We start from the raw sequence: 23215 nt of genomic DNA on the forward strand, positions 1-23215 counted from the left end.
CTGCCTACATGGTCCATGTTTTAGCTTCTGCACTGGGCCAACATGGCCCAGTGCAGAAGCTAAAACATGGACCTTCAACCATAGACCAAACAGCCCCAGGATGCAGTCTTTCAAACAGCCAATACAAGGACTCATCATGACTCAGCGAATCAACTACGCCAGCGTTTCTCCTGAAGGTTACAAGGCCTTCGGCAACGTCTACGGCTATGTGCAAAAGAGCGATCTGCCCACCGAACTCATCGATCTGGTCTACCTGCGGGTGTCGCAAATCAATGGCTGCGCGTTCTGCATCGACATGCATTCGCGCGATTTGCAGAACCTCGGCGTCGCGACAGACAAACTGGTGCTGGTGCCCGTATGGCACGAAGCCGGCAATCTCTTCACCCAGCGTGAACGCGTTGCCCTGGCCTGGGCCGAAAGCGTCACCCGGGTCGCCGAAACCGCTGTTCCCGATGCTGTCTATGAGGCAACGGCGGCGATGTTCAGCGAAAAGGAGCTGGCGGATCTGACGTACGCCATCGCCTTGATGAACGCCTTCAACCGGCTCGGCGTGGCGTTCCGCTCGACACCGGCGGCGGCTGTAAAAGCCTGATTGGCACAATCGCTCGCCTGGCTTCGACGCCCGGCGAGCCCTCTGAAGGAGCTATGACACATGGCCTGGGCACTGTTGGGTATCGCCGGTATTCTGGAAATCGCCTTCGCCTTCTACATGAAGGGTTCCGAAGGTTTCACACGCTGGGTCCCCGGCGTCTTGACGGTCGTCACCGGGCTGTCGAGCGTCTTTCTGCTTTCACTCTCGCTGCGCACCTTGCCGGTGGGCACGGCCTACGCGGTATGGACCGGTATCGGCGCGGCAGGTACCGCCCTGATCGGCATGGCCGTGCTGGGAGATTCCACGGCCCCCCTGCGCCTGCTGTGCATCGGGTTGATTCTGGCGGGCGTCATCGGGCTGAAACTGGTGTCGTCGAACTGAGGCCCGATTCGCGCTGGTCTTTCGCGTGCCTTCGCGGGCAAGCCGGATCGGCGCACCGCTCGCTCCTGCCGCTGTCCACCCGCTACGGCAGGGGCTAAACTGCCGCGATAAAACATAATAACGACGTGACCTGCCTTGTATGAAAATCCACCCTTTACCGCCACTCAATAGCCTGGTCGCGTTTGAAGCGGCTGCGCGGCATTTGAGTTTTACCCTGGCGGCACACGAATTGAACGTCACCCAAGGGGCAATCAGTCGACAGGTTCGCCTGCTCGAAGACTATTTAGGCAAGGTTCTGTTCGAGCGCACCACCCGCACGATTCACCTGACCCCGGCCGCCAGCCAATATTATGAAACGGTCCGGGCGTCACTGCTGCAAGTGGCCCAGGCCACGGGTGAAATTCGCCATTGGCAGGGCGCCGGGCAAGTGACGGTCGCCACCAGTACCGCGATGGCTTCACTTTGGCTGTTGCCTAAAGTGAGTGAATTTCAACGGGAGAACGAAGAGATCGATCTTCGGATCATCGCCCATGACCAGGTCAAGGATTTCTCTCGCCTGGATTGTGACCTGGCCCTGTACTACTGCCGGACACCGCCCAGGGACATGCAGGTCACGCCATTGTTTTCCGAAGAGGTCTTCCCTGTGTGCAGCCCCGCTTACCTGGCCAAGCACCCGGCGCTGAACAAGCCTGAGGACCTGGCAGCCTGCACCTGGCTGTTTCTCGACGACCTGCAGCGCGACTGGATCGGCTGGCCCGAGTGGTTCCGCAGCCTGGGTCTGAAAAACGTCGAGCCCAAGCGCCGGATCAATATCAATAGCTACTCGATGTTGATCCAGTCGGCTATCGGCGGACAGGGTATTGCGCTGGCCTGGTCCAATCTGGTCGACAATCACCTGCACACCGGTGCCCTGGTACGACCGCTCGACACCGTGTTGCGCACAGACGCCCAGTTCTGTTTGCTGGAACCCTTGACGCGTGGTGGCATGCGGCAAAGTGTAAAACGCTTTCGCACCTGGCTGATGAATCAACTTCCAGCGCCGCAGGACAACGAGTAACGAAGTTGCCATGGTTGTCATCCAGGCCCACTGAAACACTCTGAGTCTCATATCTCGAACCCTCGGTATTTTTGATGCCGAGCGGCCATTTCGCACGCCTGTATTTATGATAAAAAATCATGAATTGCGCCGCAAATATCGTTTGTCGCGACCCCCCCTGTTTTCCCAAACTTGCTGCCAGCGGACCCTGGCCAATGCGCCTGCCGACCCTTCAATACCGTGCCCAGCAGGGGAGAACAATAATGAGCAGCATCCAGCAAATTCCTGTGCATCAGCTTGAAACCGTACTCAATCCGATTCATGAAGCGACGGGCCTCGGCAACGAGTTCTATACCGAGCAACGCTACTTCGAGCTGGAGCGCGATCAGGTCATGGGTAAAACCTGGGCCTGTGTCGGTTTCGCCAGCGATCTGGGCAAGGCCGGTTCGGTCAAGCCTGTCGATTTCATGGGTTTGCCTTTGCTGCTGATGCGCAATCGTGAAGGACTGGTGCAGGTGTTCCATAACGTTTGCAGCCATCGCGGCATGAAGCTGGTGGAGGAGGCCGGAGAGGTGCAAGGCGTGATTCGTTGCCCTTACCATTCCTGGACCTACGACCTCAATGGCGGGCTGCGCGGCACGCCCCATGTCGGCGGCATCGACCAGCACAAGGACGATCGCTTCGCCTGTGAAAAACATGGCTTGAAAGCGATCCGCAGCGCGATCTGGATGGACATGGTGTTCATCAACCTGTCCGGCGACGCACAACCGCTCGAAGACATGCTGGCGCCCTTGACCACACGCTGGACGCAGTTTCTCGGCGAGGACGGCATGAGCCTGCTGCGCCGTCGTCCGGGGCATGACGCCACCACGCTGGACATCAACTGCAACTGGAAGCTGGCGGTGGAAAACTACTGCGAAGCCTACCACCTGCCGTGGGTGCACCCGAGCCTGAACTCGTACTCGCGCCTGGAAGATCACTACAACATCATTTTCGACCAGCATTTCGCCGGCCAGGGCAGCTACGCCTACAACCTGTCGGACGTCGCCGGCACGCATCTGCCGAAATTCCCGGCCTGGCCGCTGGATCGCCTGCGCAACGCCGAATATGTCGCATTCTTCCCCAACGTCCTGCTCGGCATCCAGGCCGACCATGCCTTCGCCATGCAGCTGGAGCCGGTCGCGCCGGGACGCACCATCGAACACCTGCGCCTGTTCTACGTGGGCGACGACGCGGCAGGCAGCGATGAATTCAGCGCTTGCCGCGAGGCGATCCTGGAGTCCTGGAAAGTGGTATTCGCCGAGGACATCAGCTCGGTCGAAGGCATGCAGAAAGGCCGTCATTCCCCTGGCTACAAGGGCGGGGCGTTCTCTCCGGAAATGGACATCCCGACGCACTTCTTCCACCAGTGGGCCGCGCGTCAACTGCTCGCCACCACACCGTCTGCCTGAGGAGGTCCCATGTATCCGATAGCCTCTCACTGGCTCAATTACATCGACGGTCAGTGGCGCGACAGCGACCAGCATCTGGCTGTGCACAACCCGGGAACGGCCGAGCCGGTCGCGACAATCGCCCAGGCCAGTGTTGCCGATGCCGAGCGCGCATTGCTGGCTGCCCGCCGCTGTGCCGACAGCGGTGAGCTTACCCGTGCGCGCCCGGCGCAACGGGTCACCTGGCTGCTGCGCATTGCCGAGGAAATACGCGCTGTGGCCGATGAGGGCGCCTGGGTGCTGTGCCAGGAAAACGGCAAGCGCCTTGGCGATGCCAGGGACGAATTCATCGAGGCGGCGCGCTACTTCGAGTATTACGCCGGCATGGCCGACAAGATCGAGGGCACGTCGATCCCGCTGGGCAATGGCTACATGGACTTTACCCTGTACGACCCGATGGGCGTTTCGGCCCAGATCGTTCCATGGAATTTCCCGGTGTCGATCTGCGCCCGTTCGCTGGCTCCGGCCCTGGCGGCTGGCAATGCGGTGGTCATCAAGTCCCCCGAGCTTTCACCATTGGGCATGTGTGTGCTGATCCGCGCCATTGCCAAGGCCGGCTTGCCCGACGGCGCGGTCAACCTGATTTGCGGCCGCGGCCGCGAAGTCGGTGCGTATCTGGTCAGCCATCGCGCTGTCGATCAGATCGTGTTCACCGGGTCCGTGGCGACGGGCCAGTCGATTTTGCGCGATGCCGCGCAGCATGCGATTCCCAGCGTCATGGAGCTGGGTGGCAAGTCCGCGGCGATCGCCTTCGCCGATGCCGACCGCGAGCAACTGCTGGCCAGCGTCCAGTCCGGCATCTTCTTCAATGCCGGCCAGGTCTGCTCGGCGATGTCGCGACTGCTGGTGCAGCGCGAGATTTACGAAGAGGTGGTCGAGGCCGTCGTTGCCATGGCCGAAAGGCTCAGCGTCGGCCTTGGTCAGGACGACGCCGACCTCACTCCCGTGGTCAGCGCCGGGCAACTGGCGGGCATCGAAGACTTGTGCCGCCGCGCAGTGGAAGACGGCGCGGTAGCGGTCACCGGTGGTGAAGCATTCGCTGACCGGGCCGGGCATTTCATGCGTCCGACCGTGTTCCGCGACGTGACCCCGCCGATGTGCATTGCCCAGGAAGAGGTGTTCGGGCCGGTACTGGCCGTCATGCCGTTCGACACCGAAGACGAGGCCATTGCCATCGCCAACGGCACTGAGTTCGGCCTGGTGGCCGGTGTGTTCACCCAGGATATCAGCCGCGCGATGCGCTGCACGCGCCGCCTGAAATCCGGCCAGGTGTTCGTCAACGAATGGTATGCCGGCGGCATCGAAACGCCGTTTGGCGGTGTCGGCCTGTCGGGCTTTGGTCGGGAAAAGGGCCAGGAAGCCTTGTACAGCTACGTGCGTACCAAGAACGTCGCCATCCGCGTGGCAGGGGAGTGAATAGCATGTTCAAGACCTGGCTTTGCATCGTGTGTGGCCTGATCTACGACGAGGCACTGGGCTGGCCGCAGGACGGCATCGCCGCCGGCACCCGTTGGGAAGATGTCCCCGAAGACTGGATGTGCCCCGAATGCCACGTGGGCAAGGCCGATTTCGAGATGCTCGACATCAGTGAGTACACCCAGGCGGCGACGGTCGTCAGCGTGCCGGTCAGCGCGCCGCCGTTGGCCGTTGCAACGCCGTCGCCGCGCCAGCCGATCGTCATCATCGGCAGCGGTTATGCCGGTTACGGCCTGGCCCAGGCGTTGCGCAAGGCCGACCCCAAGGTCGAGATCCGCGTGCTGACCCAGGAGTCCGGTCACCTGTACTCCAAACCCGCGCTGTCGATCGGGCTGTCCCAGGGCAAAAGTGCCGAGGCCTTGTCCGGCGAATCGCCCCTGGCCATCGAGCAGCGTCTGAACCTGCGTGTTTATCCTTACTGCAAGGTACTGGGCATCGACAGTGCGGCGCGGCGCCTGCGTACCAGCTTCGGTGACATGGAGTACGGCCAACTGGTCCTCGCCAGCGGTGCGCAACCGATCCGCTTGCCGATCCAGGGCGATACTTCAGGGCTGATCAGCGTCAACAATCTGCAGGACTATCACGGCTTCCGTGAACGCCTGGAGGGCGTGCGACGTGTCGCCATCCTCGGGGACGGCCTGATCGGCTGCGAGTTTGCCAACGACCTGGCCCACAATGGCTTTGGCGTTGATGTCATCGGTCTGGGCCGCTGGCCGATGGAGCGCCTGTTGCCCGCCGATGCCGGGCAGATGCTGCAGCACGCGCTGGCTGAACTGGGCGTGACCTGGCATCTGCAGAACACGCTGCAAGCCATCGACGCAAGCGGGCAGGGCTATCGCCTGACACTCGCCGATGGCCACACCCTGGAGGCCGACCTGGTGTTGTCCGCCGTCGGACTGCGCCCGGACCTGAGCCTGGCCGAAAGTGCCGGTGTGGTGGTTGGACGAGGCATTCAAGTGAATGCCCAGCTGCAAACCTCTGTCCCGGGCATCTACGCCCTGGGTGACTGCATCGAGATTGGCGGGCAACTGCTGCCTTACCTGGCGCCGATCAACCAGGGCATCCAGGCGCTGAGCAAGACCCTGCTTGGCCAACCGACCGCCGTCGACTACCCCTTGATGCCCGTAACGGTAAAAACCCCGGCGGCACCGTTGTGCCTGTTGGCGCCTGTCATGGCCTGTGAAGGTGAATGGCGCTGCACGCCGACCGAGGATGGCTTGAGTGCCGGTTTTTACGACATCCAGGGCCAGCTCAATGGCTTTGTCCTGCTCGGTCGCCAAGCGCAAACGCAACGCAGCACATTGCTGCAGTCCTGTCAGCACACCCAGCAGGCTGTCGCCTGAGGCCAGACCCATGAAAAACACGATCAACCTGCCTTATGACGATGCGAGTTGCGGCTGGTATGCCGCGCTGCCCGAGCAACCGGCCTGCAAGCGCCTGTCCGGCGAACAGCGTGCCGACTACGCCGTGATCGGCGCGGGCTTTGCCGGCCTGGCCGCGGCCCGGCGCCTGGCCGAGCATCATCCGCAAGCGCGTATCCTGTTGGTGGATGCGCAACGGGTCGCCCATGGCGCCTCGGGGCGCAACTCCGGGTTCGTGATCGACCTGCCGCACAAGTTCGCGCTGGAGCATCCGGACCCCGCGCACAAACAGCGTTTGCTGGCGCTCAACCGCGCCGCGATTGCCCAGCTGCAAGGCCTGGTGCAAACCCGAGGGATCGATTGCCAATGGTCCCATGCCGGCAAGTACCAGGGCGCTGTCGGCGAACGTGGCCTGGCCTACCTGGACCATTTCGAACGCCTGATGAGCGACCTCGGCGAACCGTTCCGCCGGGCCGATAGCGCCGAGTTGGCCAAGGTGCTGGGCACCGGCCATTACCGCGGCGCCATCTACACCCCCGGTTGCTACCTGATGCAACCGGCGGCGCTGGTCACCGGTCTGGCGCGGACCTTGCCGGCCAATGTCGAGTTGCTGGAAGAGTCACCGATCCAGCGCCTGGAGCGCGACGGCCGTGGCGGCTGGATCCTGCACGGCACAGCAGGGCAGATCCGCACTCCGCAACTGCTCCTGGGCACGAGCATCTTCACCCAGGAGTTCGGCTACCTGCGCAATCGCCTGTTGCCGGTCATGACCTTTGCCAGCTGGACCCGCCCGTTGACCGATGCGGAACTGGCCACTTATGGCGGCCAGCTGGACTGGGGGCTGACCCCGGCGGATCATGCCGGTACGACGGTGCGCATGACCCAGGACCGCCGCCTGATCATCCGCAACACCTACAAGCACGTGCCCAAATACGGTCGCAGCACCAGCGATGCCATGCGCTCGAAAGTGCAGGACTCGCACCGCAAGGCTTTCCTGGCGCGCTTCCCGCAGCTGGCCGGGGTGCCTTTCAGCCATACCTGGGGCGGCGTCTACGCCATCTCGCGTAACTTCACCAACTTTTTTGGCGAACTGGAAAACGGTGTCTACGCGTCAGCGTGCGACAACGGCGTGGGTGCGGCCTGGGGCACCATCTCCGGGACGATGCTGGCCGATCTGGCGGTGGGTGCCGATTCGGCGCAGCTCAACGATATCCGCGCGGTGACCGGCATGCCGTCGCTCAACCCGCCGGAGCCTTTTCTCGGCCTGGGCGTTCGCTCGCGCATTCGCCTGGCGGCCTGGAACAGCCGGAGTGAACTATGAGCCAGGCGGATAACGGCAACCGTCGGGTGCTGCGCATCGACCATCAGGACCTGGACTTTACCTTTCGGGGTGGCCCGCCAGGCGCCGCGTATGTGGCGCGAGCCATCAGCAACGAAGTCTCGCCGAACATCGGTGTGGGTTTTGCCCGCTGGGAAGGTGCGCAAGTGGCCTGGACGGTGCTGTACGACGAGGTGATTTTCGTGATCGAGGGGTGCTTCGAATTGCGCGTTGGAGACGAGCTTTTTGAGGTCACGCCCGGGCAGTTGCTGTGGATACCCGAAGGCACCGAACTGGTTTATGGCGGGCATGCGTTGTTCGGGTATGTGGTTCACCCCGGCAACTGGAAGCAACTTCACGGCTTGGCTTGAAGCGCAATTCTCGGGGATCGCACGGTGATAAGACTGACAAAAACCTTCGGTGCGCTTTATCTGGCCAGCCTGTTGATGCAGCTGGGATCGACCTTGCTGATGACCTATCTGGCGCTGCGCCTCAATGCGATGGGGGCGAGTGAAACGGCAGGTGGTGCGTTGATGGCCGCCAATGCCCTGGGGATGGTGCTGGGTGGCTGGGTCGGGCGCAGCCTGATCGCACAGGTCGGGCATATTCGAACCTATGCGGCCTGTGCCGGACTGATTGCGGCAGCGGTTCTGGCGCATGAGTTCAGCACGTCCCTGCCTTTCTGGCTGGTGTTGCGGGGGCTGGTCGGGCTGGCCATGATGTGCCAGCTGATGGTGCTGGAAAGCTGGCTCAACGACCAGGCCCGGACCGAGCAGCGCGGCAGCGTGCTGGCGCTGTACATGGTCGCCAGCTACGTCGGCATGATGCTCGGGCAATTGGCCTTGAGTCTCGACGAGGGGTTGGGAATCCGTGCGCTGCTGGGTGTGGCGATGGTGTTTGCGCTGTGCTCGGTGCCGGTGGCGCTCACTCGCAGCGCCCATCCGACGGCGGTGCCCGCGGCTTCGATCGACCTGCGGTTGTTTGTGCGGCGCATTCCGCAGTCATTGGTGACGATCCTGGTGTCCGGCATGATCAATGGCAGCTTCTACGGGCTTGCCGCGATCTATGCCAGCAAACAGGGACTGGAGACAGCACAGGTCGGCCAACTCATGGCCTTGACCATCGGTGCCGGGCTGTTGGCGCAGTTGCCGTTGGGCTGGCTCTCGGATCGTCTGCCTCGTGCAAGTCTGATCCGCGCGGTGGCGGTCTTGCTGGTGCTCATCAGCCTGCCGCTGGGCTTCAATCAAGCGCCTGCATTCGTGACTCTGCTGTGTTTCGGTTCGGCGATCGGCTTTCTGCAGTTCTGCCTCTACCCGTTGGGCGTGGCGTTGGCCAACGACAACATGGAGCCGCAACTGCGCGTCTCGCTGTCGGGCATGTTGTTGATCACCTTTGGTGTCGGTGCCTGCATCGGTCCGCTGATTGCGGGTGGGCTGATGGAGTTCTTCGGCACCTCAAGCTTCTACTTTTTCTATGCCGGCAGCGCCGCGTTGCTCGCACTGTGCGTAGGCCAGGCGAAAGTCACGGGCAAGCACCTGCAAAAGGATGCGCCGCTGCATCATCCGGTGACGCCAAACGGGATTGCCAGCTCTAACCTGGTATCGGTGGCTGACCCCCTGGGTGAGTGCATCGACGGGCGTTAAGTGGGAGGTGGGCGAGCCGGGTTTATTGATGCGTTTTTCTCATGAGTCGGTGATTAAAAATGGTTTGAACGATGGTCAGGTTTCAATCATCTTGGCGATGCTGCCAAAACCGAGTTAGACCGGAATTAATCTGAAGATATACAGCGCCCTGATGTCATTCGATATCAAGGGATCAATATCTTGCGGAATACTCTCTAAAACCCTTAAACAAAAACAAAAGGGGAAAACAATGCGTGCGCAATCAGGCATGTTAAAAGGCTTGAACCCGAATGTGACAGTCGCTTCGATAGTAGCGGTGATCTCATTTGTTCTGTTTTGTGCATTTAAAGACGAGCAGGCAGCCAAGGCCTTTGAAATGGCTTCGGTGTTTATCCTGCATAACTTTAAGTGGTATTACATCGCCCTGATCAGTGGCGTACTCGGTTTGCTGCTGTATATCTCCGTCAGTCGTTTTGGCAATCTAAAACTGGGCACCGAGCACGATCGGCCCGAATTCAGTTTCGCTTCATGGATTGCCATGCTGTTCAGTGCGGGCATGGGCATCGGGCTGATTTTCTGGTCCGTGGCCGAACCCATGCTGCACTATGCCGACAACCCGTTCTCCAAGGGCCTGACGGACGAGTCGGCCACCCTGGCGATGCGCATCACCCTGTTCCACTGGGGTCTGCATCCTTGGGCGATCTTCTCCATGATTGGCCTGAGCCTGGCCTACTTTGCCTACCGTAAAGGTTTACCGCTAGCCCTGCGTTCGCTGCTGTACCCGCTGATTGGTGACCGTATCTACGGCTGGATCGGCCATGTTGTCGATATCATGGGTGTCGTCATTACGGCCTTTGGTGTTTCACAGTCCCTCGGTCTGGGCGTTGCGCAGATCAATACCGGGTTGCATCAGGTATTCGGTATTCCGGTTAGTATCGGGTTGCAGCTATCGATCATTCTGGTTGTCAGTATTATTGCCTGCATTTCGCTACTGGCCGGGCTGTCAAAGGGTATGAAGCGTATCTCTACGCTTAATATGTACCTGTCATTTATTTTGATGTTGGCGGTACTGGCTATCGGTCCAACTCGTTACATCCTCAACTTGATGTTTGAGTCCGCCGGCGACTACGTACAAAACATCGTTGGCCTCAGCTTCTGGATGGACACGCAGAAAGACACCGAATGGCAAAACTGGTGGACGGCGTTCTACTGGCCGTGGTGGATGACCTGGGGGCCTTTTGTCGGCCTGTTCATTGCGCGGATTTCCAAAGGCCGGACCATCCGTGAACTGGTGATCGGGGCGCTGGTGGTACCGACCATGGTGACCATCCTGTGGATGTCGGTGTTCGGTGGCGCTGCGCTGAAAAACGAACAGCAGGATCGCCAGGCTTATCAGGCATCCGTTGCCAGCCAGGTTGTGGGTCAGGAACAACCGAAGTTCGAAGGCGGCACGGTGCTGCTTGCCACCAAGAAAGAAACCACGGCGGCGATGTTCACGCTGGTTCAGTCACTTGATGGCCCTACTGTTGGCGCCGTTCTTTCGATACTGGTGTGCGTGTTGCTGGGTGTGCACTTTGTCACCACGGCAGATGCCGGAACCCAGGTGTTGTGCACCTTGTGTGCCCTGGGCAGCACCAATCCGCCCAACTGGATCCGGTTGCTGTGGTGCATTCTGGAAGGGGCGATTGCGGCGGGCCTGCTGCTCGCCGGGGGACTCAAGGCCATTCAGATGGCAAGTATCGCCGCCGGATTGCCGATCGCCATGTTGCTGCTGGTGATGTCCTACACCCTGATCCATAGCTTGCGCAAGGAGATGCCGAGTGTGCCGGCGTGGACGCCAGCGGCGCAGGTTTTGCCGGAAATTGAGCGCCGTGAATCGCAGGCGAGTGGGGGGCGTGTGGGTTCGTTGGTTTCTGCACAGGCTTAGGGCGCGTAATCGTTGGCGTCATGCATTCCCCCTCATTTTGTTAACAGTGTTTGTCCGGCGCTGCGCTGTTTGGCGCCGGGCTAAACCCCTAGCATCGTCTCTACCGAATGAACCAACCCGGTTGGTTCACGAAGTACAAGCCAGCCAACTTGAACGAGACGGTGAACAACATGAACATCTCAAAAATCGCGATTTTCCTCGCACTCAGTTGTATCGGCGCCCAGGCCTTTGCCGAAGAAAGCCAGGCCAAAGTGTCGAGAGACCAGACACCGGTTGAGACGTATTCCTACGGTTCGAAACTGGACGTAAAAAAGGTCATTTCCGTGACCGACGTTCCACCAGAGTGCGGCCCGGTTTCAGCGCAAATGACCTATGAAGACTCCCAGGGCCAGCGCCATGTCATGCAGTATCAAGTCATGGGCACTGGATGCTCGAACGGTTGAGTACTGGTATGACGGTGGAGGGTCGACACTCCATCCTCAGAGGTGCCTGGTTTTTTTTGATGAGCGGGCAATTTTGTCATCGGTAGCCAACAACCCGGGCAGGTAGTCCTTGAGAAACTCCACCCAGGTTTTTATTTTTGCATCGACGAATTTTCGTGAAGGGTAGATGGCGAACAGGTTCAACTCTTCAAAATGGTATTGCGGCAGTACCCGCACCAAAGTGCCTGCCTTGAGGCCGGCCACGGCGGACGCAATCGGTTGAATGCCGATCCCCATGCCCCGGGTGATGGCGACTGTCATGGCATCGGCGGTGTTGACGTGAAACGGCGACACCGGTGTGTTGATGGTCTCCACGCCTTCGGGCCCTTCGAACACCCAGTGCTCGGCCGGCATGACCGTGTTGACGATTCTCAGGCAATCATGTGTGCCAAGCGAACCCGGCGTGTCGGGCCTTCCGCGTTTCTCAAGGTAGGTCGGCGAAGCGCAGAGAATGCTGTAGGTGATGCCGAGGCGCTGGGCGACAAAGCCAGAGTCCGGCAGGTCCCGCGCCAATACGATCGACATGTCGAAGCCTTCCTCCAGCAGATCCGGCAGGCGATTGGTCAGGACCAGGTCAAACAACACCGAGGGGTGTGTCTCGCGGTATCTGGCGATGGCGTCGATCACGTAGTGGTTGCCGATGGCCGACATCGCATGAATCTTCAAGCGGCCCACGGGGGTGACCTGTGCGGTGGCTGCTTCCTCTTCCGCTTCACGCAGTTCTTCCAGGATTCTCTCGCAGCGCTGCAAATAACGCGTACCGGCCTCGGTCAACGCCAGGCGCCGGGTCGTGCGGTTGATCAGGCGGGTTTGCAGGCGGGCCTCCAGGCTGGAGACCGCCTTGGAAACGTTGGTCGTGGTGGTGTCCAGCAAATGCGCCGCCGCGGTAAAGCTGCCGCTCTGGGCGACCGCCATGAAAAATCGCATGCTCTGGAAAACATCCATCGTTGTCACCTCAAGGGCTCGGCAGAAAAAGGACGGTCCAGGACCGTCCCCTCGTGGCCTGTTATTTCTTGCGCGGGATGAATCCCGGTACACCGGTTTCCACGACCGAATTGAAGCGTATCCGCGTTGTGATCTCTTCGCGAATTTCCAGCATGGCCCGGTGGGGCAGGGTAGCGATATCAAAGTTTTCGCGGATATGGCTCAGTGTTGCCGACGTGGTCAGGAACGCTGACCCCCGCTGCACAGCCCACGCCAGCAAGACTTGGGCAGGGGTGCGCTGCAAATGCCGGGCGATCCCGGTAATCACTGCGTCTTCCAGCACGTTCGGCTCCATGCCATGCCCCAGCGGGGCAAAGGCCAGGACGATGATCCCGTGCTCCTTGCAGTAGTCGAGCAGCTCCCACTCCGGCAGGTAAGGGTGGGATTCGACTTGCACCACGGCGGGCTTGATCCGCGCCACGGCGACGATCTCTTTCAGCGCCTCCAGGGTGATGTCCGACAGGCCGATGGACCTGCAGCGACCTTCGTCCACCAGTTGCTCAAGGGCTCGCCAGGTGTCGATCAGGGTCACGCCGGCGTCGTAGATGACGTGACCGAATGCGTCCCTGGGGTCCTGGTCGTCCCCGGCCTGAAAAGCGAAGGGCGTGTGGATCAGGTAGCAATCGATGTAATCCACCTGCAGCCGTCGGCAGCTGGCTTCAAAAGCCGGCAGCACCCGCTCGGGGCGGTGGTTGGTGTTCCACAGCTTGGTGGTGATGAACAGCTCTTCGCGCCGCGCCTTGCCCGCGTCCATGAAGGCTCGCAGGGCAACGCCGACACTTTCCTCGTTGCGATAACGCTCGGCACAATCGAAATGGCGGAACCCGGTTTCCAGGGCGTGGGTGATCGCCTGGGTGGTGACGCTCAAGTCTTTGAACAGGGTGCCGAAGCCCACGGCGGGCATCTTGCCCGTACCGTGATTGAGGGCAAATCGGGTATCGCCAAGTTCATCGTGAAAGGCTTCGTAGGACATGTCTTTACTCCAATAACCGAGGCCGCGGCCTCTACTGATACGAACGTTGTGCTGATTCACGGCTGGCAAGCTGTTGCTCGAACACGCCGACGGAGTTACCGCCCAGGGCGACAAACAGCTGCACGGTGTCGAGGTACTGCGCGGTCTTGACCTGGATCTGGCCCAGCAGCGCCTGTTGGTAGGCACGCTCGGCTTCCAGCACCTGGAGGATGCTGTTCTCGCCTTGGGCGTAGGCTTGCCGGTTCAGGCGCAAGCTGGTGTCGGCCGCTTGCAGCGCATCCTCCTGGGCACGCAATGCCTGCGCGTCATGGTTGATCGCCTGCAGCGTGTCCGCGACCTGGCCGAACGAGGCGATGACCGTCTGCTGATAGCCGGCGAGCGTCGCGTTGTAACCCTCGACGGCGGCCTGGCGTTCGGCCTTGAGGGTTCCGCCGTTGAAGATCGGTCCGGCGATCCCCGCCGCGAAGCCCCAGAGTGCCGCGCCGCCATTGCCCGACGCGGCCTGGACCAGGGAGGCGGACAAGGTCACCCGCGGATAGAGGTTGGCGGTGGTCACGCCGACGGCGGCGCTGGCGATGTGCAGTTCGGCCTCGGCCTGGCGCACGTCCGGCCGGTCGTGGGCCATTTCCGAGGGCAGGCTGACCGGCACGTTCGACGGCAAGGCGAATTCGTCGAGGTGAAAGTCCGGCGCAATCCAGTCGGCCGGGCCTTTGCCGGTCAGGATCGACAGCGCATGCCGCGCCGCATCCCGTTGCTGGGCCAGGGGTGGCAGCAACGTGCGGTCCTGGGCAAGCCGGGTTTCGGCCAGCGATACATCGATCTGCGTGGTCGTGCCGTTCATTAGAGCCGCGCGCACCAGTTCGAGGTTCTTGCTGTCGTTGGCCAGCAGCTTCTCCACGGCCTGGATTTGCGCATTGGCCGATGCGATCAACAACGACTGGCTGGCAACCTCGCCGGTCAGGGTCAGGTACGCCGCTTCGTAGCGATGCTTTTGCAGATCGGTGAACGCTTGCTGCTGTTCGACCAGCCGCTTGTTGCCACCGAACACATCCAGGTCGAAGCCGACCCGTGGCCCGATTGCATAGAAGTTGCTGACAGTGGGTTCCTTGGCGTTGTGCAGCCGCTGGCGACCTGCCGTCGCGCCGAAGTCGACTTGCGGGTACAGCGCACCTTGCGCCGCCGCCACCGATTGAGAGGCCTGGCGAATGGTGGCGTCGGCAGCGACCAGCCCAAGGTTGCCGTCGATGGCCCGGCGTACGACCTGGTCGAGCTTGGGCGAGCGGAAGGCGGACCACCAGTGCCCGCTGACTTTCTGGCCCAGCGCGATGCGCTGTTCGCCACCCTGGCCGAGACGTTGCTCCGCCTGTTGGTCGTAGTGCTGCGACGGGCTGGCAGCCGGGGTTTTAAAGTCAGGGCCGACAGTGCAGGCCGAGAGAAAAACCAGCGCTGACAATGCCGTGATTTTCGTTTGGAACAGATGACTGGATTTCATTGGGCACACTCCACGAAAACTAGTTGGCCGCAGCGGGTTTGCGAAGAAAGACAATCAGCGGACTCACGACCAGCATCGCCACCATCAAGATCTTGAACTGGTCGACGACGGCGACGAACGCAGCCTGGTGGGTGATCATGTGGTTCAGCCCTTCAAGTGCCGGCAAGGGCAGCGACGCGGTGCCGAAATGGGCCGCGGCGCGAAAGGGCGTCACGTTGCTGACCAGTGCCGAGTGCATCGCCTGGGTATTGTTGAAGAAGAAAATCTGCACGATCGCCACGCCGAGGGTGCTGCCGTAAACACGGGAAAGATTGAACAGACCGGTGCCTTCCGGGCGCAGGTTGGGGTCGAGGGTGCTGAACGCGACCTTGGTCAGCGACGGCATCAACATGCCGATGCCGATTCCCTGGATCGCGCCGGTCATCGCAACCGGCGACCAGTCCATCAGCGGCGAATAGCCGAGCATCAGCCAATTGGCATAGATCACCAACCCGGCACCTGCCGCCACGAACAATCGACGGTCGAGACGCTCGGGCACGCGCCCCATCAGCAGGAACGCGCCCACCAGCCCGATACCGCGTGGGATGGTCAGGGCACCGGTGGTGTCAGGCGGGTAGCCGAGGATTTCATCGAGCATCGGCGACGTCAGGGCCATGGTCGACAGCAGCACGAAACCCACGGCGAAAAAGATGAGGGTCGACAGCACGAAATTGCGATCGTGGAACAGGCGTTTGTTGAGGAAATGCGCCTGTTTGGTCAGCACATGCACCAGGAACAAGTACAAGCCCAGTCCACTGGCCAGCGCCTCGATCCAGATTTCCGGCGAGTCGAACCAGTCCATGCGTTCGCCACGGTCGAGCAGCATTTGCAGGCTGATCAGGCACAGCGTGAAGCTGCCGAAGCCGAAGAAGTCGAAAGCCGGTGCCTTTGCGGCTTTTTTCTCGGCCAGCAACAGCGCCACGACCAGGAAGATGTACGCTGACAACGGCAAGCTGATGTAGAAGATCGGACGCCAGTCGAAATGCTCGGCGATCCAGCCACCGATACTCGGGCCGCTGACGATGCCCACGAGCACGATGGCGGTCCAGGTCGCGCCGAACTTCATGCGCTTCTCGGGCGCCAGCGTCTCCATGGCAATCGCCATCGACAGCGGAGCCAACACGCCACTCGCCAGGCCTTGAATGATGCGTGCGCCGATGAACTCCAGCGGCGTGCTGGAAGCGGTGGCCAGCAACAAGCCGAGGACGAAGAACGCCAGCGCGGCTTGATACACAAGCTTCAAACCAAAGCGCCCGGCAAGCCACTGGGCAATCGGCATGGTGATAGCGCTCGCCGCCAGGTACGCGGTGAAAATCCAGCCCGCCTGGTCGTCGGTCATCGACACGCTGCCTTGAATCAGCCGCAGTACCGCATTGGGCAACGGCAGGTTCGCCGACTGCATGTAAGTCGCGAGCAGAACGGCCAACCTGAGCGAGCGCGCACTGCCTGCATTCGGGGTTGTATCTGCATGGGCGTTCATTAGAAGTTACCTGCCGTCAGCAACGATTTGAGCGGATGCCACCATGGCGTGCTGAAACCGGTATCGACCTTGACCGTGGCGCTGGTGCCGGAGAACAGCGGCAGGGCAGGGTCGGCGTCATCCAGTTCGAGGCGAACCGGTACCCGCTGGACCACCTTGACCCAGTTGCCGGTGGCGTTTTCCGGCGGCAGCAAGGCGAAGTCCGAACCGGCACCGGGGCTCATGCTGGTGACGTGGGCCTTGAACACGCGATCCGGGTAGGTGTCGATGCGGATGGTCGCTTCCTGGCCCGGACGCATGTGCGTGACCTGGGTTTCGCGGAAGTTGGCCTCGATCCAGATCTCGTGGTCGCAAATCAGCGCAAAGGCTGGCGCACCGTTGTTGAGGTAGTTGCCCACCTGCAAGTCGTCGACTTTGGCAACGATGCCGTCGGCCGGCGCATAAACCGTCGCGTATGAGAGGTACAACTGCGCTTCGTCGAGCTGCGCCTTGGCCTCGCGAACGCTCGGATGGCTATCGATGGCGATGTTCGGGTTGCCGTTCAAGGCCACGACGGTGCTGGCGATCTGTTGCTCGATGGACGCAATGCGTTGCCGTGACACCTTGAGGTCGGTTTCCGAACGCTCATAAATGGCACGGGAAACGAATTCGGTCGCCACCAGCGCTTTCTTGCGGGCAAATTCCTTCTGGTCGAAGTCCGCCGACTCTTTGGCCGATTGCAATTCCGCCTGCTGTTGGCGATAGCTAGCCTTGAGGCCATCGATGCGCAGCCGCGCGACACTCAGCTGCGCTTCGGCACGATTGATCGCGATCTGCAATGGCTTGGGATCGATGCGAAACAGCACCTGGCCTTTGGTGACCTTCTGATTGTCTTCAACGGCGATTTCTACAACCTGACCGGAAATCCGCGCGTTGATCGAGGCCTTGGCCACCCGGGCGTAAGCATTATCGGTGGTGACGAAAGGCACGCCGGCAACGTAGTGGGCGTAGCCAACGGCGGCGAAGAGGGCGGGCAAGCCCACCATCAGCCAGGGCCGCAGCTTCTCCTTGAAGGGTTTCCTGATGGGCGATTGGGCCTCGAAGGCCTGGGAAGCCGGAATGTCGATTTGCGTAGTCATGATCGAATGCACCTTTAACCGGGAATTCGGGCCTGGCGTTATCGCCTGGCACCGGCATGAATAAATGCTGTTGGAAAACAAACCCGCAGGCGGTTGGGAGGATCGCTCCGCCGCCTCTGTTTAGTCGCTGCAACACCCGGTTCGAGCTTCGCTTGAACAAACATGGATCAAGGAATTCGTGGTTCCTTATTTTTGTGCGATGGTGTAAAAATATCCCCTCACCCACCTTCCTGCAAGGATTTTGTACGACATGGCACAAAATAAAGTGACAGAGGGCAAAGGCCGCGGCCGGCCCCGCGCGTATGACCCGCAGACAGCGCTGCAACAAGCCCTCGGTGTGTTCTGGAGCACCGGCTACTCCGGCGCCTCCCTGGACAGCATCGCCACGGCGGCCGGGATGAATCGCCCCAGCCTCTATGCGGCCTTCGGTGACAAACATTCCCTGTACATCAAGGCGCTCGAGCAGTACTGGGAGTTTGCCGCCGCCGACATGCAGGCCGCGCTGACTGACCGCGAACTGACTTTGCGCCAGGCCCTGATGCGCTTCTATGAGGGGCAGTTGTCGATCTATTTCTCGGGCGAGGGCCAGCCACGCGGCTGTTTCGCGATTGGCACGGCGACGACCGAAGCCGTCGAGGATTCGCAGATCCGTGAGGTGCTGGGCGATCGCCTGAGCCGGCTGGATGCCGATCTGGAGGCGCGCCTGCGAGCTGCCATTGAATCCGGCGAGCTCAAGAGTGATGTCGATGCAGCGGCGCTGGCCGTACTCGCTTCATCGCTGCTGCACAGCATTTCGATCCGTGCGCGGGCGGGCAAGTCCCGTGCAGAGTTGACGGCGCTCGCACGCAATGCGATTGGTGTGATCTGCGGTGGCTGAGGGGCTCGACGATATATTGGCGGAGCACCTGGACGTGGTTTTTTGCGGGATTAACCCCGGCATTATGGCCGCGGCCCAGGGGCACCATTTCGCCGGGCGCGGCAATCGCTTTTGGCGCACCCTGCACCTCGCCGGTTTTACGTCACAGCAACTGTTACCGGAACGAGACAGGTCCATCCTCGAATATCGCTGTGGTTTGACCGCAGTGGTCGATCGGCCGACGGCGCGCGCGGATCAGCTGTCGATCGATGAATTTGTCGAGGCCGCGGCGGCCTTCGAACAAAAGATAAGCAGGTTTGCGCCACGTTTCGTGGCATTTCTCGGCAAGGCGGCGTACTGCGCCTTGTCCGGCCAGCGCGACGTTGCCTGGGGGGCGCAGCCGAAAACCTTTGGCAATGCCGCGGTCTGGGTCCTGCCCAATCCCAGTGGGCGAAATCGCGCCTTCGCCCTTGAACAACTAGTGGATGCGTACCGCCAGCTGTACGAGGTAGCAAGTGGACATCTACTTTAACGGTAAAACTCTCCTCGTTGAGGACTCCATGTCATCGGTATCTGAAAATCCTCCGAGTTGCGGTTGAAGGTTTATGGTCAGTGTGCGCAAGAAGTTGCGCACTCATTTTCATAAAAAACTAGACGATCCTACTCCAGGCCGCGCCGCACAAGGGCTGCAGTCAAGTGCGCAAGAAGTTGCGCAGTACTGCGCAACTTCTTGCGCACTTCAAGCGTATTTTCTCCGGAAAAATGAAGTTCGGTCATGGAGATACTATTAACTTATTGTTATTTAAGAATATTTAATAGTTGGCATGAACCTTGATGATATCTGGTCCAGGCTTGACCGGCAATTTGGCCTTTCAAGTCTCCTTTTTTTCAGCAAGGAGAGCCTCCATGGCTACACCCGCTTACATGTCCATCACCGGCACACGCTCTGGCTTAATCACCGAGGGTGCCTTCACCGCGGATTCGGTGGGCAATACCTACCAGGAAGGTCATGAAAACCAAGTCATGGTTCAAGGTTTCCAGCACGAAGTGATCATCCCGCGTGATCCGCAATCCGGCCAACCCACCGGCCAACGTATCCATAAACCGGTGGTCATCACCAAGGTTTTCGACAAGGCTTCTCCTCTGCTGCTGGCAGCGTTGACCTCCGGTGAGCGTCTGACCAAGATCGAGATCCAGTGGTATCGCACTTCGGGGAAGGGTATTCAGGAGCACTACTACACCACCACCCTGGAAGACGCGATCATCGTCGACATCAAAGATTACATGCTCAACTGTCAGGACCCATCGAACGCGCATTTCACTCATCTGGAAGACGTGCACTTTACCTATCGCAAAATCACCTGGACCCATGAAGTGTGCGGCACTTCGGGTTCCGATGATTGGCGTACGCCGGTCGTCGGCTAAGACACACCGCATGGGCCAGCGTCTGCTGTCCCATGCGTTTGTTGGCTGACGGCCGCATTCACCCTCGCGGTGAAGCCATCAGCCTGCGTTTCTTCTCTTCCAGCTTAAGGGCAAGCCTATGTTCGCGTCGGCCAATACCGTACGTTTCGAACTGCTGATCCCGTCTGTACGCCATGATTTCAAGGTCCTGGCTTTTGCGGGGATCGAAGCCATCAGCGCCTTGTATGCGATCCAGGTGGAATTGGTCAGTGAGTACCCGGATTTTGATCTGCAAAGCCTGCTCAGCCAGCCGGCCTTTCTGCGCTTTGGACTCAACGGCGAAGGTCTGCATGGGCGCATCGAAGATGTGTGGGTGGGGGAAAGCGGCAGGCGCCTGACCCGTTATCAGCTGACCCTGGTACCGGCGTTGCACTACCTGCAGTTCAGCCACAACCAACGGATTTTCCAGAACCTGACGGTGCCGCAAATCATCGTCCAGGTTCTCAAGGGACACGGCATCCTGGCCGATACCTATACCTTCCATGTCAGCACCAGCCCGGTGCGCGAATACTGCACTCAATATGCGGAAAATGACTTCGAGTTTCTGCAGCGGTTGTGCAGCGAAGACGGTATTGCCTGGCATTACCAGCACAGTCCGGACGGGCATCATCTGGTGTTCTCCGACCATCAGACCTTTTTTCCCACGCTGGGCGAAATACCCTATCAGCAAGGCTCCGCAATGGTGGCGGAGCACCCGGTGGTCAGCCAGTTTTCCCAGCGGTTCAGCACCCGCACCAGCACCACCACGCGCCGTGGCTACGACTTCGAACGCCCCAGCCGCTTGCAGGAACAGCAGGTCACTGCCGAGTTCACGCCCACGCTGGAAGACTACCGGTACCCGGCGCCGTTCAGCACGGAAAAGCACGGCCAGCAACTGGCCCGCCAGGCATTGGAACGGCATCGCGGCGACTACCAGTTGGCCGAGGGCAAAAGCGATCAGCCGTTCCTGCGCAGCGGCCACTTGTTCGGCCTGACCGAGCATCCGCGGCAAGCGTACAACGACTTGTGGTTGTTGCTCCGTGTGCATCACGTGGGCAAACAGCCCCAGGTGCTGGAAGAAGCGATTACCCGAGAAGTTGAACCCAACGACGGCTTTACCCAGGGCTATCGCAACGACTTCAGCGCGACGCCGTGGGACGTGTTCTACCGTCCGCCACTGCTGTTGCGCCCCTCGGTGCTGGTCTGCCAGACCGCCCGCGTCACGGGACCGCAAGGCGAGGACATCTATTGCGATGAATACGGCCGGGTCAAGGTCGAGTTCCCTTGGGACCGCGCCGAATTGGGCAGCGAACAGAGCAGTTGCTGGCTACGGGTGTCCTCCAGCTGGGCGGGGGAGGGTTTCGGTGCGGTGACCCTTCCGCGCATCGGCATGGAGGTCGTGGTGACCTTTCTCGAAGGCAATCCGGACCATCCGTTGATTACCGGCTGCGTACCGAACAAGGTCAATTCCGTGCCATACCCGTTGCCGGAGCACAAGACCAAAACCGTGCTGCGCAGCCACAGCTCGCCCGCCAGTGGCGGCTACAACGAGCTGTCGATTGAGGACCGTGCCGGCCAGGAACTGATCTACCTGCGCGCGCAACGGGACCTGCAGCAGAAGGTTGGGAATGACAGCCGACTGGAAGTGGGTAACGAGCGCCACGAAACCATCAAGGGCAACAGCATCGCGGTGCTGGAAGCGGAAGACCAGCGCACCGTCACGGCAGACCGCAAGGTCGAGCTCAAGGCCAACGATTACCTGCAAGTCGCCAACAGCAGTCACACCCGTGTTGGTCAGGCGCTGGTGGCCGAAGCCGGCCAGCAAGTGCACCTCAAGGCCGGGGTCAATCTGATCCTCGACGCTGGAGCCAGCCTCACCTTGAAAGCCGGTGGTCAGCACTTCGTGATGGACCTTGGGGGGATTTTCAGCAGCGTACCGATCGTTCAGGGCGGTGCGCCCATGGTCGGGATTCTACCGCTACAGGCGGCACAGGCGCTGGGCAGCACGCCGCCAGCGATCATCGCCAGTCCGCTGTCCATCGTGACCGCCGCTAAACAACAGGCAGCGGATTACTGCCCGCTCTGCGAGGCCTGTCGCGATGGCCTGTGCAACCTTGGAGAGATGGCATGAGTACGCTGGAACAATGGTTGGATACCCAAGCCCAGCCGGGACGACTCCTGTACCTGGTGCTGGACGCTGACGGCCAACTCGATGAGCGCAATGCCCTGGCCAACGAGCTCGGACCCGACCGGTACCGCAACTTGTACATCGGCACGCCGGCTGAGTCGTTGACGAACATCGGCCCGTACCTTTTTCAGCTGGCGTCGCTGGATCATCCCGTTGTCCAGGCCTTGCTCAAGAGGCCTGAGCGCCATTGGGGCTGGTTGGCCAGTGCAGCCGAAACGGACCTCGATGCGATCACCACCCATTGGCAAGAGCGCCTTGTGACCGCAGAGCGGCAGAATCAGGCGCTCTACCGTTTGCACGACAACCGTGTGCTGGGGCGCGCGCTGGCCTATCTGCGATCCGAGCAGTATCCCGAATACCTCGGGCCAATGATTAGCGTGTGTTATTGGCAGGCACAGCAGTGGACGGTCACCGACAACCCCAATCCAGGTATGCACCCGTTACCGTCTGATCCTGCATGGCTGAAGACCCCCGCGCCAGAGGCCATCTTTGCCAGCGTGCAATTCGACAACAGTCGCCGTTATCTGATGAGTGAGCATACCGATGCACTAGCCGATCTTGCCGAGCAGCAGGAGGTCGATACCTGGCTGCGTGCTCAACTCGACCTGGCCGGCACCTGGGGCTGGCATACGCCTGGGCAGGTGCATTTTTTACTGACGCAGAGTCTGCAAGCTTCGGGATATCTGCTGCCCCGGTCCTGGTTGCCTAGACCGAATGAAAACACGTCGACGCACTTTGATCGCGTGTATCAGGAAGTACGGTACTGGCAGGGAGAGGGGCCCGTATGAGCCAGGGACTTCAATGTCTGGCCCTGGGAAGCTGTCTGGCACTTGCTGCTGGCTGCTCAGCCACTGACAAGTCCAACTCCTTTACCTTCACCGCGGATTTGCCACCCGACTTCGCGTATGTCGCGACAGCGACTTACGTCCCCGCGCCCGACCAAACCTGCAACTTGGG

21 protein-coding genes and 1 pseudogene are annotated in these 23215 nt (G+C 60.7%); 17 read left to right on the forward strand and 5 right to left on the reverse strand.

The genetic code is table 11. The annotated features are described in order from the left end of the window. Nucleotides 1–136: 136 nt before the first annotated feature. From ACYP2Q_RS04770 to ACYP2Q_RS04825, 12 genes and pseudogenes are all read left to right on the forward strand, one after another. Entirely contained in the window at nt 137–592 is a 456-nt protein-coding gene (locus tag ACYP2Q_RS04770; protein ID WP_459729433.1) for a carboxymuconolactone decarboxylase family protein, read from the forward strand. Between the two features lie 60 nt (nt 593–652). Then, a complete protein-coding gene (locus ACYP2Q_RS04775) occupies nt 653–973 on the forward strand; it encodes a DMT family transporter (RefSeq protein ID WP_459729434.1) in 321 nt (106 codons plus the stop codon). Between the two features lie 139 nt (nt 974–1112). Then, complete coding sequence (locus ACYP2Q_RS04780; RefSeq protein WP_459729435.1) at nt 1113–2030, forward strand: LysR substrate-binding domain-containing protein; 918 nt, start codon at nt 1113–1115, stop codon at nt 2028–2030. 242 nt (nt 2031–2272) lie between these two features. Continuing rightward, complete coding sequence (locus ACYP2Q_RS04785; RefSeq protein WP_406592299.1) at nt 2273–3460, forward strand: aromatic ring-hydroxylating oxygenase subunit alpha; 1188 nt, start codon at nt 2273–2275, stop codon at nt 3458–3460. 9 nt (nt 3461–3469) lie between these two features. After that, entirely contained in the window at nt 3470–4915 is a 1446-nt protein-coding gene (locus ACYP2Q_RS04790) for an aldehyde dehydrogenase family protein (RefSeq protein WP_459729436.1), read from the forward strand. A gap of 5 nt (nt 4916–4920) precedes the next feature. Continuing rightward, nucleotides 4921–5085, forward strand: a pseudogene (locus tag ACYP2Q_RS04795) (rubredoxin); the annotation flags it as partial. Next, nucleotides 5074–6318, forward strand: coding sequence for an FAD-dependent oxidoreductase (locus ACYP2Q_RS04800; protein WP_459729483.1), 1245 nt, complete (start codon nt 5074–5076; stop codon nt 6316–6318). The pseudogene ACYP2Q_RS04795 and the gene ACYP2Q_RS04800, both read left to right, overlap by 12 nt. A 10-nt stretch (nt 6319–6328) precedes the next feature. Further along, a complete protein-coding gene (locus ACYP2Q_RS04805) occupies nt 6329–7657 on the forward strand; it encodes an NAD(P)/FAD-dependent oxidoreductase (protein WP_459729437.1) in 1329 nt (442 codons plus the stop codon). Beyond that, on the forward strand, nt 7654–8025 hold the full coding sequence (locus ACYP2Q_RS04810) for an ethanolamine utilization protein EutQ (protein WP_459729438.1): 372 nt from the start codon (nt 7654–7656) through the stop codon (nt 8023–8025). Before ACYP2Q_RS04805 ends, ACYP2Q_RS04810 begins: the two co-directional genes overlap by 4 nt. Before the next feature lie 24 nt (nt 8026–8049). Next, nucleotides 8050–9297: an MFS transporter gene (locus ACYP2Q_RS04815; protein WP_459729439.1), complete on the forward strand. Its 1248-nt coding sequence runs from the start codon at nt 8050–8052 to the stop codon at nt 9295–9297. 229 nt (nt 9298–9526) lie between these two features. Beyond that, nucleotides 9527–11203 carry a BCCT family transporter gene (locus ACYP2Q_RS04820; protein WP_459729484.1) on the forward strand — a complete coding sequence of 559 codons (1677 nt, stop codon included), beginning with the start codon at nt 9527–9529 and terminating at the stop codon, nt 11201–11203. 170 nt (nt 11204–11373) lie between these two features. Further along, entirely contained in the window at nt 11374–11646 is a 273-nt protein-coding gene (locus tag ACYP2Q_RS04825) for a DUF2790 domain-containing protein (protein ID WP_459729440.1), read from the forward strand. A 36-nt stretch (nt 11647–11682) separates the two neighbouring features. Here the strand turns inward: ACYP2Q_RS04825 and ACYP2Q_RS04830 are convergent, their stop codons facing one another. From ACYP2Q_RS04830 to ACYP2Q_RS04850, 5 genes are all read right to left on the reverse strand, one after another. Next, entirely contained in the window at nt 11683–12630 is a 948-nt protein-coding gene (locus ACYP2Q_RS04830; protein ID WP_459729441.1) for a LysR family transcriptional regulator, read from the reverse strand. 61 nt (nt 12631–12691) lie between these two features. Continuing rightward, complete coding sequence (locus ACYP2Q_RS04835; protein WP_459729442.1) at nt 12692–13642, reverse strand: aldo/keto reductase; 951 nt, start codon at nt 13640–13642, stop codon at nt 12692–12694. Nucleotides 13643–13673: 31 nt separating this feature from the next. After that, nucleotides 13674–15134, reverse strand: a complete 1461-nt coding sequence (locus ACYP2Q_RS04840; RefSeq protein ID WP_459729443.1) for an efflux transporter outer membrane subunit — start codon at nt 15132–15134, stop codon at nt 13674–13676. A 19-nt stretch (nt 15135–15153) separates the two neighbouring features. Continuing rightward, nucleotides 15154–16653, reverse strand: coding sequence for a DHA2 family efflux MFS transporter permease subunit (locus tag ACYP2Q_RS04845; RefSeq protein WP_459729444.1), 1500 nt, complete (start codon nt 16651–16653; stop codon nt 15154–15156). Continuing rightward, entirely contained in the window at nt 16653–17771 is a 1119-nt protein-coding gene (locus tag ACYP2Q_RS04850) for an HlyD family secretion protein (RefSeq protein ID WP_459729445.1), read from the reverse strand. Before ACYP2Q_RS04850 ends, ACYP2Q_RS04845 begins: the two co-directional genes overlap by 1 nt. 250 nt (nt 17772–18021) lie before the next feature. On the opposite strand from ACYP2Q_RS04850, the gene ACYP2Q_RS04855 reads away from it, so the two are divergent. The 5 genes from ACYP2Q_RS04855 to ACYP2Q_RS04875 all read left to right on the forward strand — a co-directional run bounded on the left by ACYP2Q_RS04855 (nt 18022) and on the right by ACYP2Q_RS04875 (nt 23046). Continuing rightward, nucleotides 18022–18648 (forward strand): TetR/AcrR family transcriptional regulator, encoded by a 627-nt coding sequence (locus tag ACYP2Q_RS04855; RefSeq protein WP_459729446.1) that lies wholly within the window; start codon nt 18022–18024, stop codon nt 18646–18648. Further along, on the forward strand, nt 18641–19159 hold the full coding sequence (gene mug, locus ACYP2Q_RS04860) for a G/U mismatch-specific DNA glycosylase (RefSeq protein WP_459729447.1): 519 nt from the start codon (nt 18641–18643) through the stop codon (nt 19157–19159). The genes ACYP2Q_RS04855 and mug overlap by 8 nt, the downstream gene beginning before the upstream one ends. A gap of 374 nt (nt 19160–19533) precedes the next feature. Further along, the gene (locus tag ACYP2Q_RS04865; RefSeq protein ID WP_459729448.1) at nt 19534–20052 is read left to right on the forward strand and encodes an Hcp family type VI secretion system effector; all 519 of its coding nucleotides are present in this window, start codon (nt 19534–19536) and stop codon (nt 20050–20052) included. 118 nt (nt 20053–20170) lie between these two features. After that, nucleotides 20171–22201 (forward strand): type VI secretion system tip protein TssI/VgrG, encoded by a 2031-nt coding sequence (gene tssI / locus ACYP2Q_RS04870; RefSeq protein WP_459729449.1) that lies wholly within the window; start codon nt 20171–20173, stop codon nt 22199–22201. After that, nucleotides 22198–23046: a DUF4123 domain-containing protein gene (locus tag ACYP2Q_RS04875; RefSeq protein WP_459729450.1), complete on the forward strand. Its 849-nt coding sequence runs from the start codon at nt 22198–22200 to the stop codon at nt 23044–23046. The genes tssI and ACYP2Q_RS04875 overlap by 4 nt, the downstream gene beginning before the upstream one ends. Nucleotides 23047–23215: the final 169 nt, after the last annotated feature.

Source organism: Pseudomonas sp. MHK4 (assembly GCF_054600775.1).

What these genes read in the sequence shown, in the direction of transcription:
- ACYP2Q_RS04855 (WP_459729446.1), top strand. Translation starts at nt 18,022, where the DNA reads ATGGCACAAAATAAAGTGACAGAGGGCAAAGGCCGCGGCCGGCCCCGC.
- ACYP2Q_RS04790 (WP_459729436.1), top strand. Translation starts at nt 3,470, where the DNA reads ATGTATCCGATAGCCTCTCACTGGCTCAATTACATCGACGGTCAGTGG.
- ACYP2Q_RS04775 (WP_459729434.1), top strand. Translation starts at nt 653, where the DNA reads ATGGCCTGGGCACTGTTGGGTATCGCCGGTATTCTGGAAATCGCCTTC.
- ACYP2Q_RS04835 (WP_459729442.1), bottom strand. Translation starts at nt 13,642, where the DNA reads ATGTCCTACGAAGCCTTTCACGATGAACTTGGCGATACCCGATTTGCC.
- ACYP2Q_RS04865 (WP_459729448.1), top strand. Translation starts at nt 19,534, where the DNA reads ATGGCTACACCCGCTTACATGTCCATCACCGGCACACGCTCTGGCTTA.
- ACYP2Q_RS04845 (WP_459729444.1), bottom strand. Translation starts at nt 16,653, where the DNA reads ATGAACGCCCATGCAGATACAACCCCGAATGCAGGCAGTGCGCGCTCG.
- ACYP2Q_RS04805 (WP_459729437.1), top strand. Translation starts at nt 6,329, where the DNA reads ATGAAAAACACGATCAACCTGCCTTATGACGATGCGAGTTGCGGCTGG.
- ACYP2Q_RS04820 (WP_459729484.1), top strand. Translation starts at nt 9,527, where the DNA reads ATGCGTGCGCAATCAGGCATGTTAAAAGGCTTGAACCCGAATGTGACA.
- ACYP2Q_RS04875 (WP_459729450.1), top strand. Translation starts at nt 22,198, where the DNA reads ATGAGTACGCTGGAACAATGGTTGGATACCCAAGCCCAGCCGGGACGA.
- ACYP2Q_RS04785 (WP_406592299.1), top strand. Translation starts at nt 2,273, where the DNA reads ATGAGCAGCATCCAGCAAATTCCTGTGCATCAGCTTGAAACCGTACTC.
- ACYP2Q_RS04850 (WP_459729445.1), bottom strand. Translation starts at nt 17,771, where the DNA reads ATGACTACGCAAATCGACATTCCGGCTTCCCAGGCCTTCGAGGCCCAA.
- tssI (WP_459729449.1), top strand. Translation starts at nt 20,171, where the DNA reads ATGTTCGCGTCGGCCAATACCGTACGTTTCGAACTGCTGATCCCGTCT.
- ACYP2Q_RS04830 (WP_459729441.1), bottom strand. Translation starts at nt 12,630, where the DNA reads ATGGATGTTTTCCAGAGCATGCGATTTTTCATGGCGGTCGCCCAGAGC.
- ACYP2Q_RS04825 (WP_459729440.1), top strand. Translation starts at nt 11,374, where the DNA reads ATGAACATCTCAAAAATCGCGATTTTCCTCGCACTCAGTTGTATCGGC.
- ACYP2Q_RS04810 (WP_459729438.1), top strand. Translation starts at nt 7,654, where the DNA reads ATGAGCCAGGCGGATAACGGCAACCGTCGGGTGCTGCGCATCGACCAT.
- ACYP2Q_RS04770 (WP_459729433.1), top strand. Translation starts at nt 137, where the DNA reads ATGACTCAGCGAATCAACTACGCCAGCGTTTCTCCTGAAGGTTACAAG.
- ACYP2Q_RS04800 (WP_459729483.1), top strand. Translation starts at nt 5,074, where the DNA reads ATGCTCGACATCAGTGAGTACACCCAGGCGGCGACGGTCGTCAGCGTG.
- ACYP2Q_RS04840 (WP_459729443.1), bottom strand. Translation starts at nt 15,134, where the DNA reads ATGAAATCCAGTCATCTGTTCCAAACGAAAATCACGGCATTGTCAGCG.
- ACYP2Q_RS04780 (WP_459729435.1), top strand. Translation starts at nt 1,113, where the DNA reads ATGAAAATCCACCCTTTACCGCCACTCAATAGCCTGGTCGCGTTTGAA.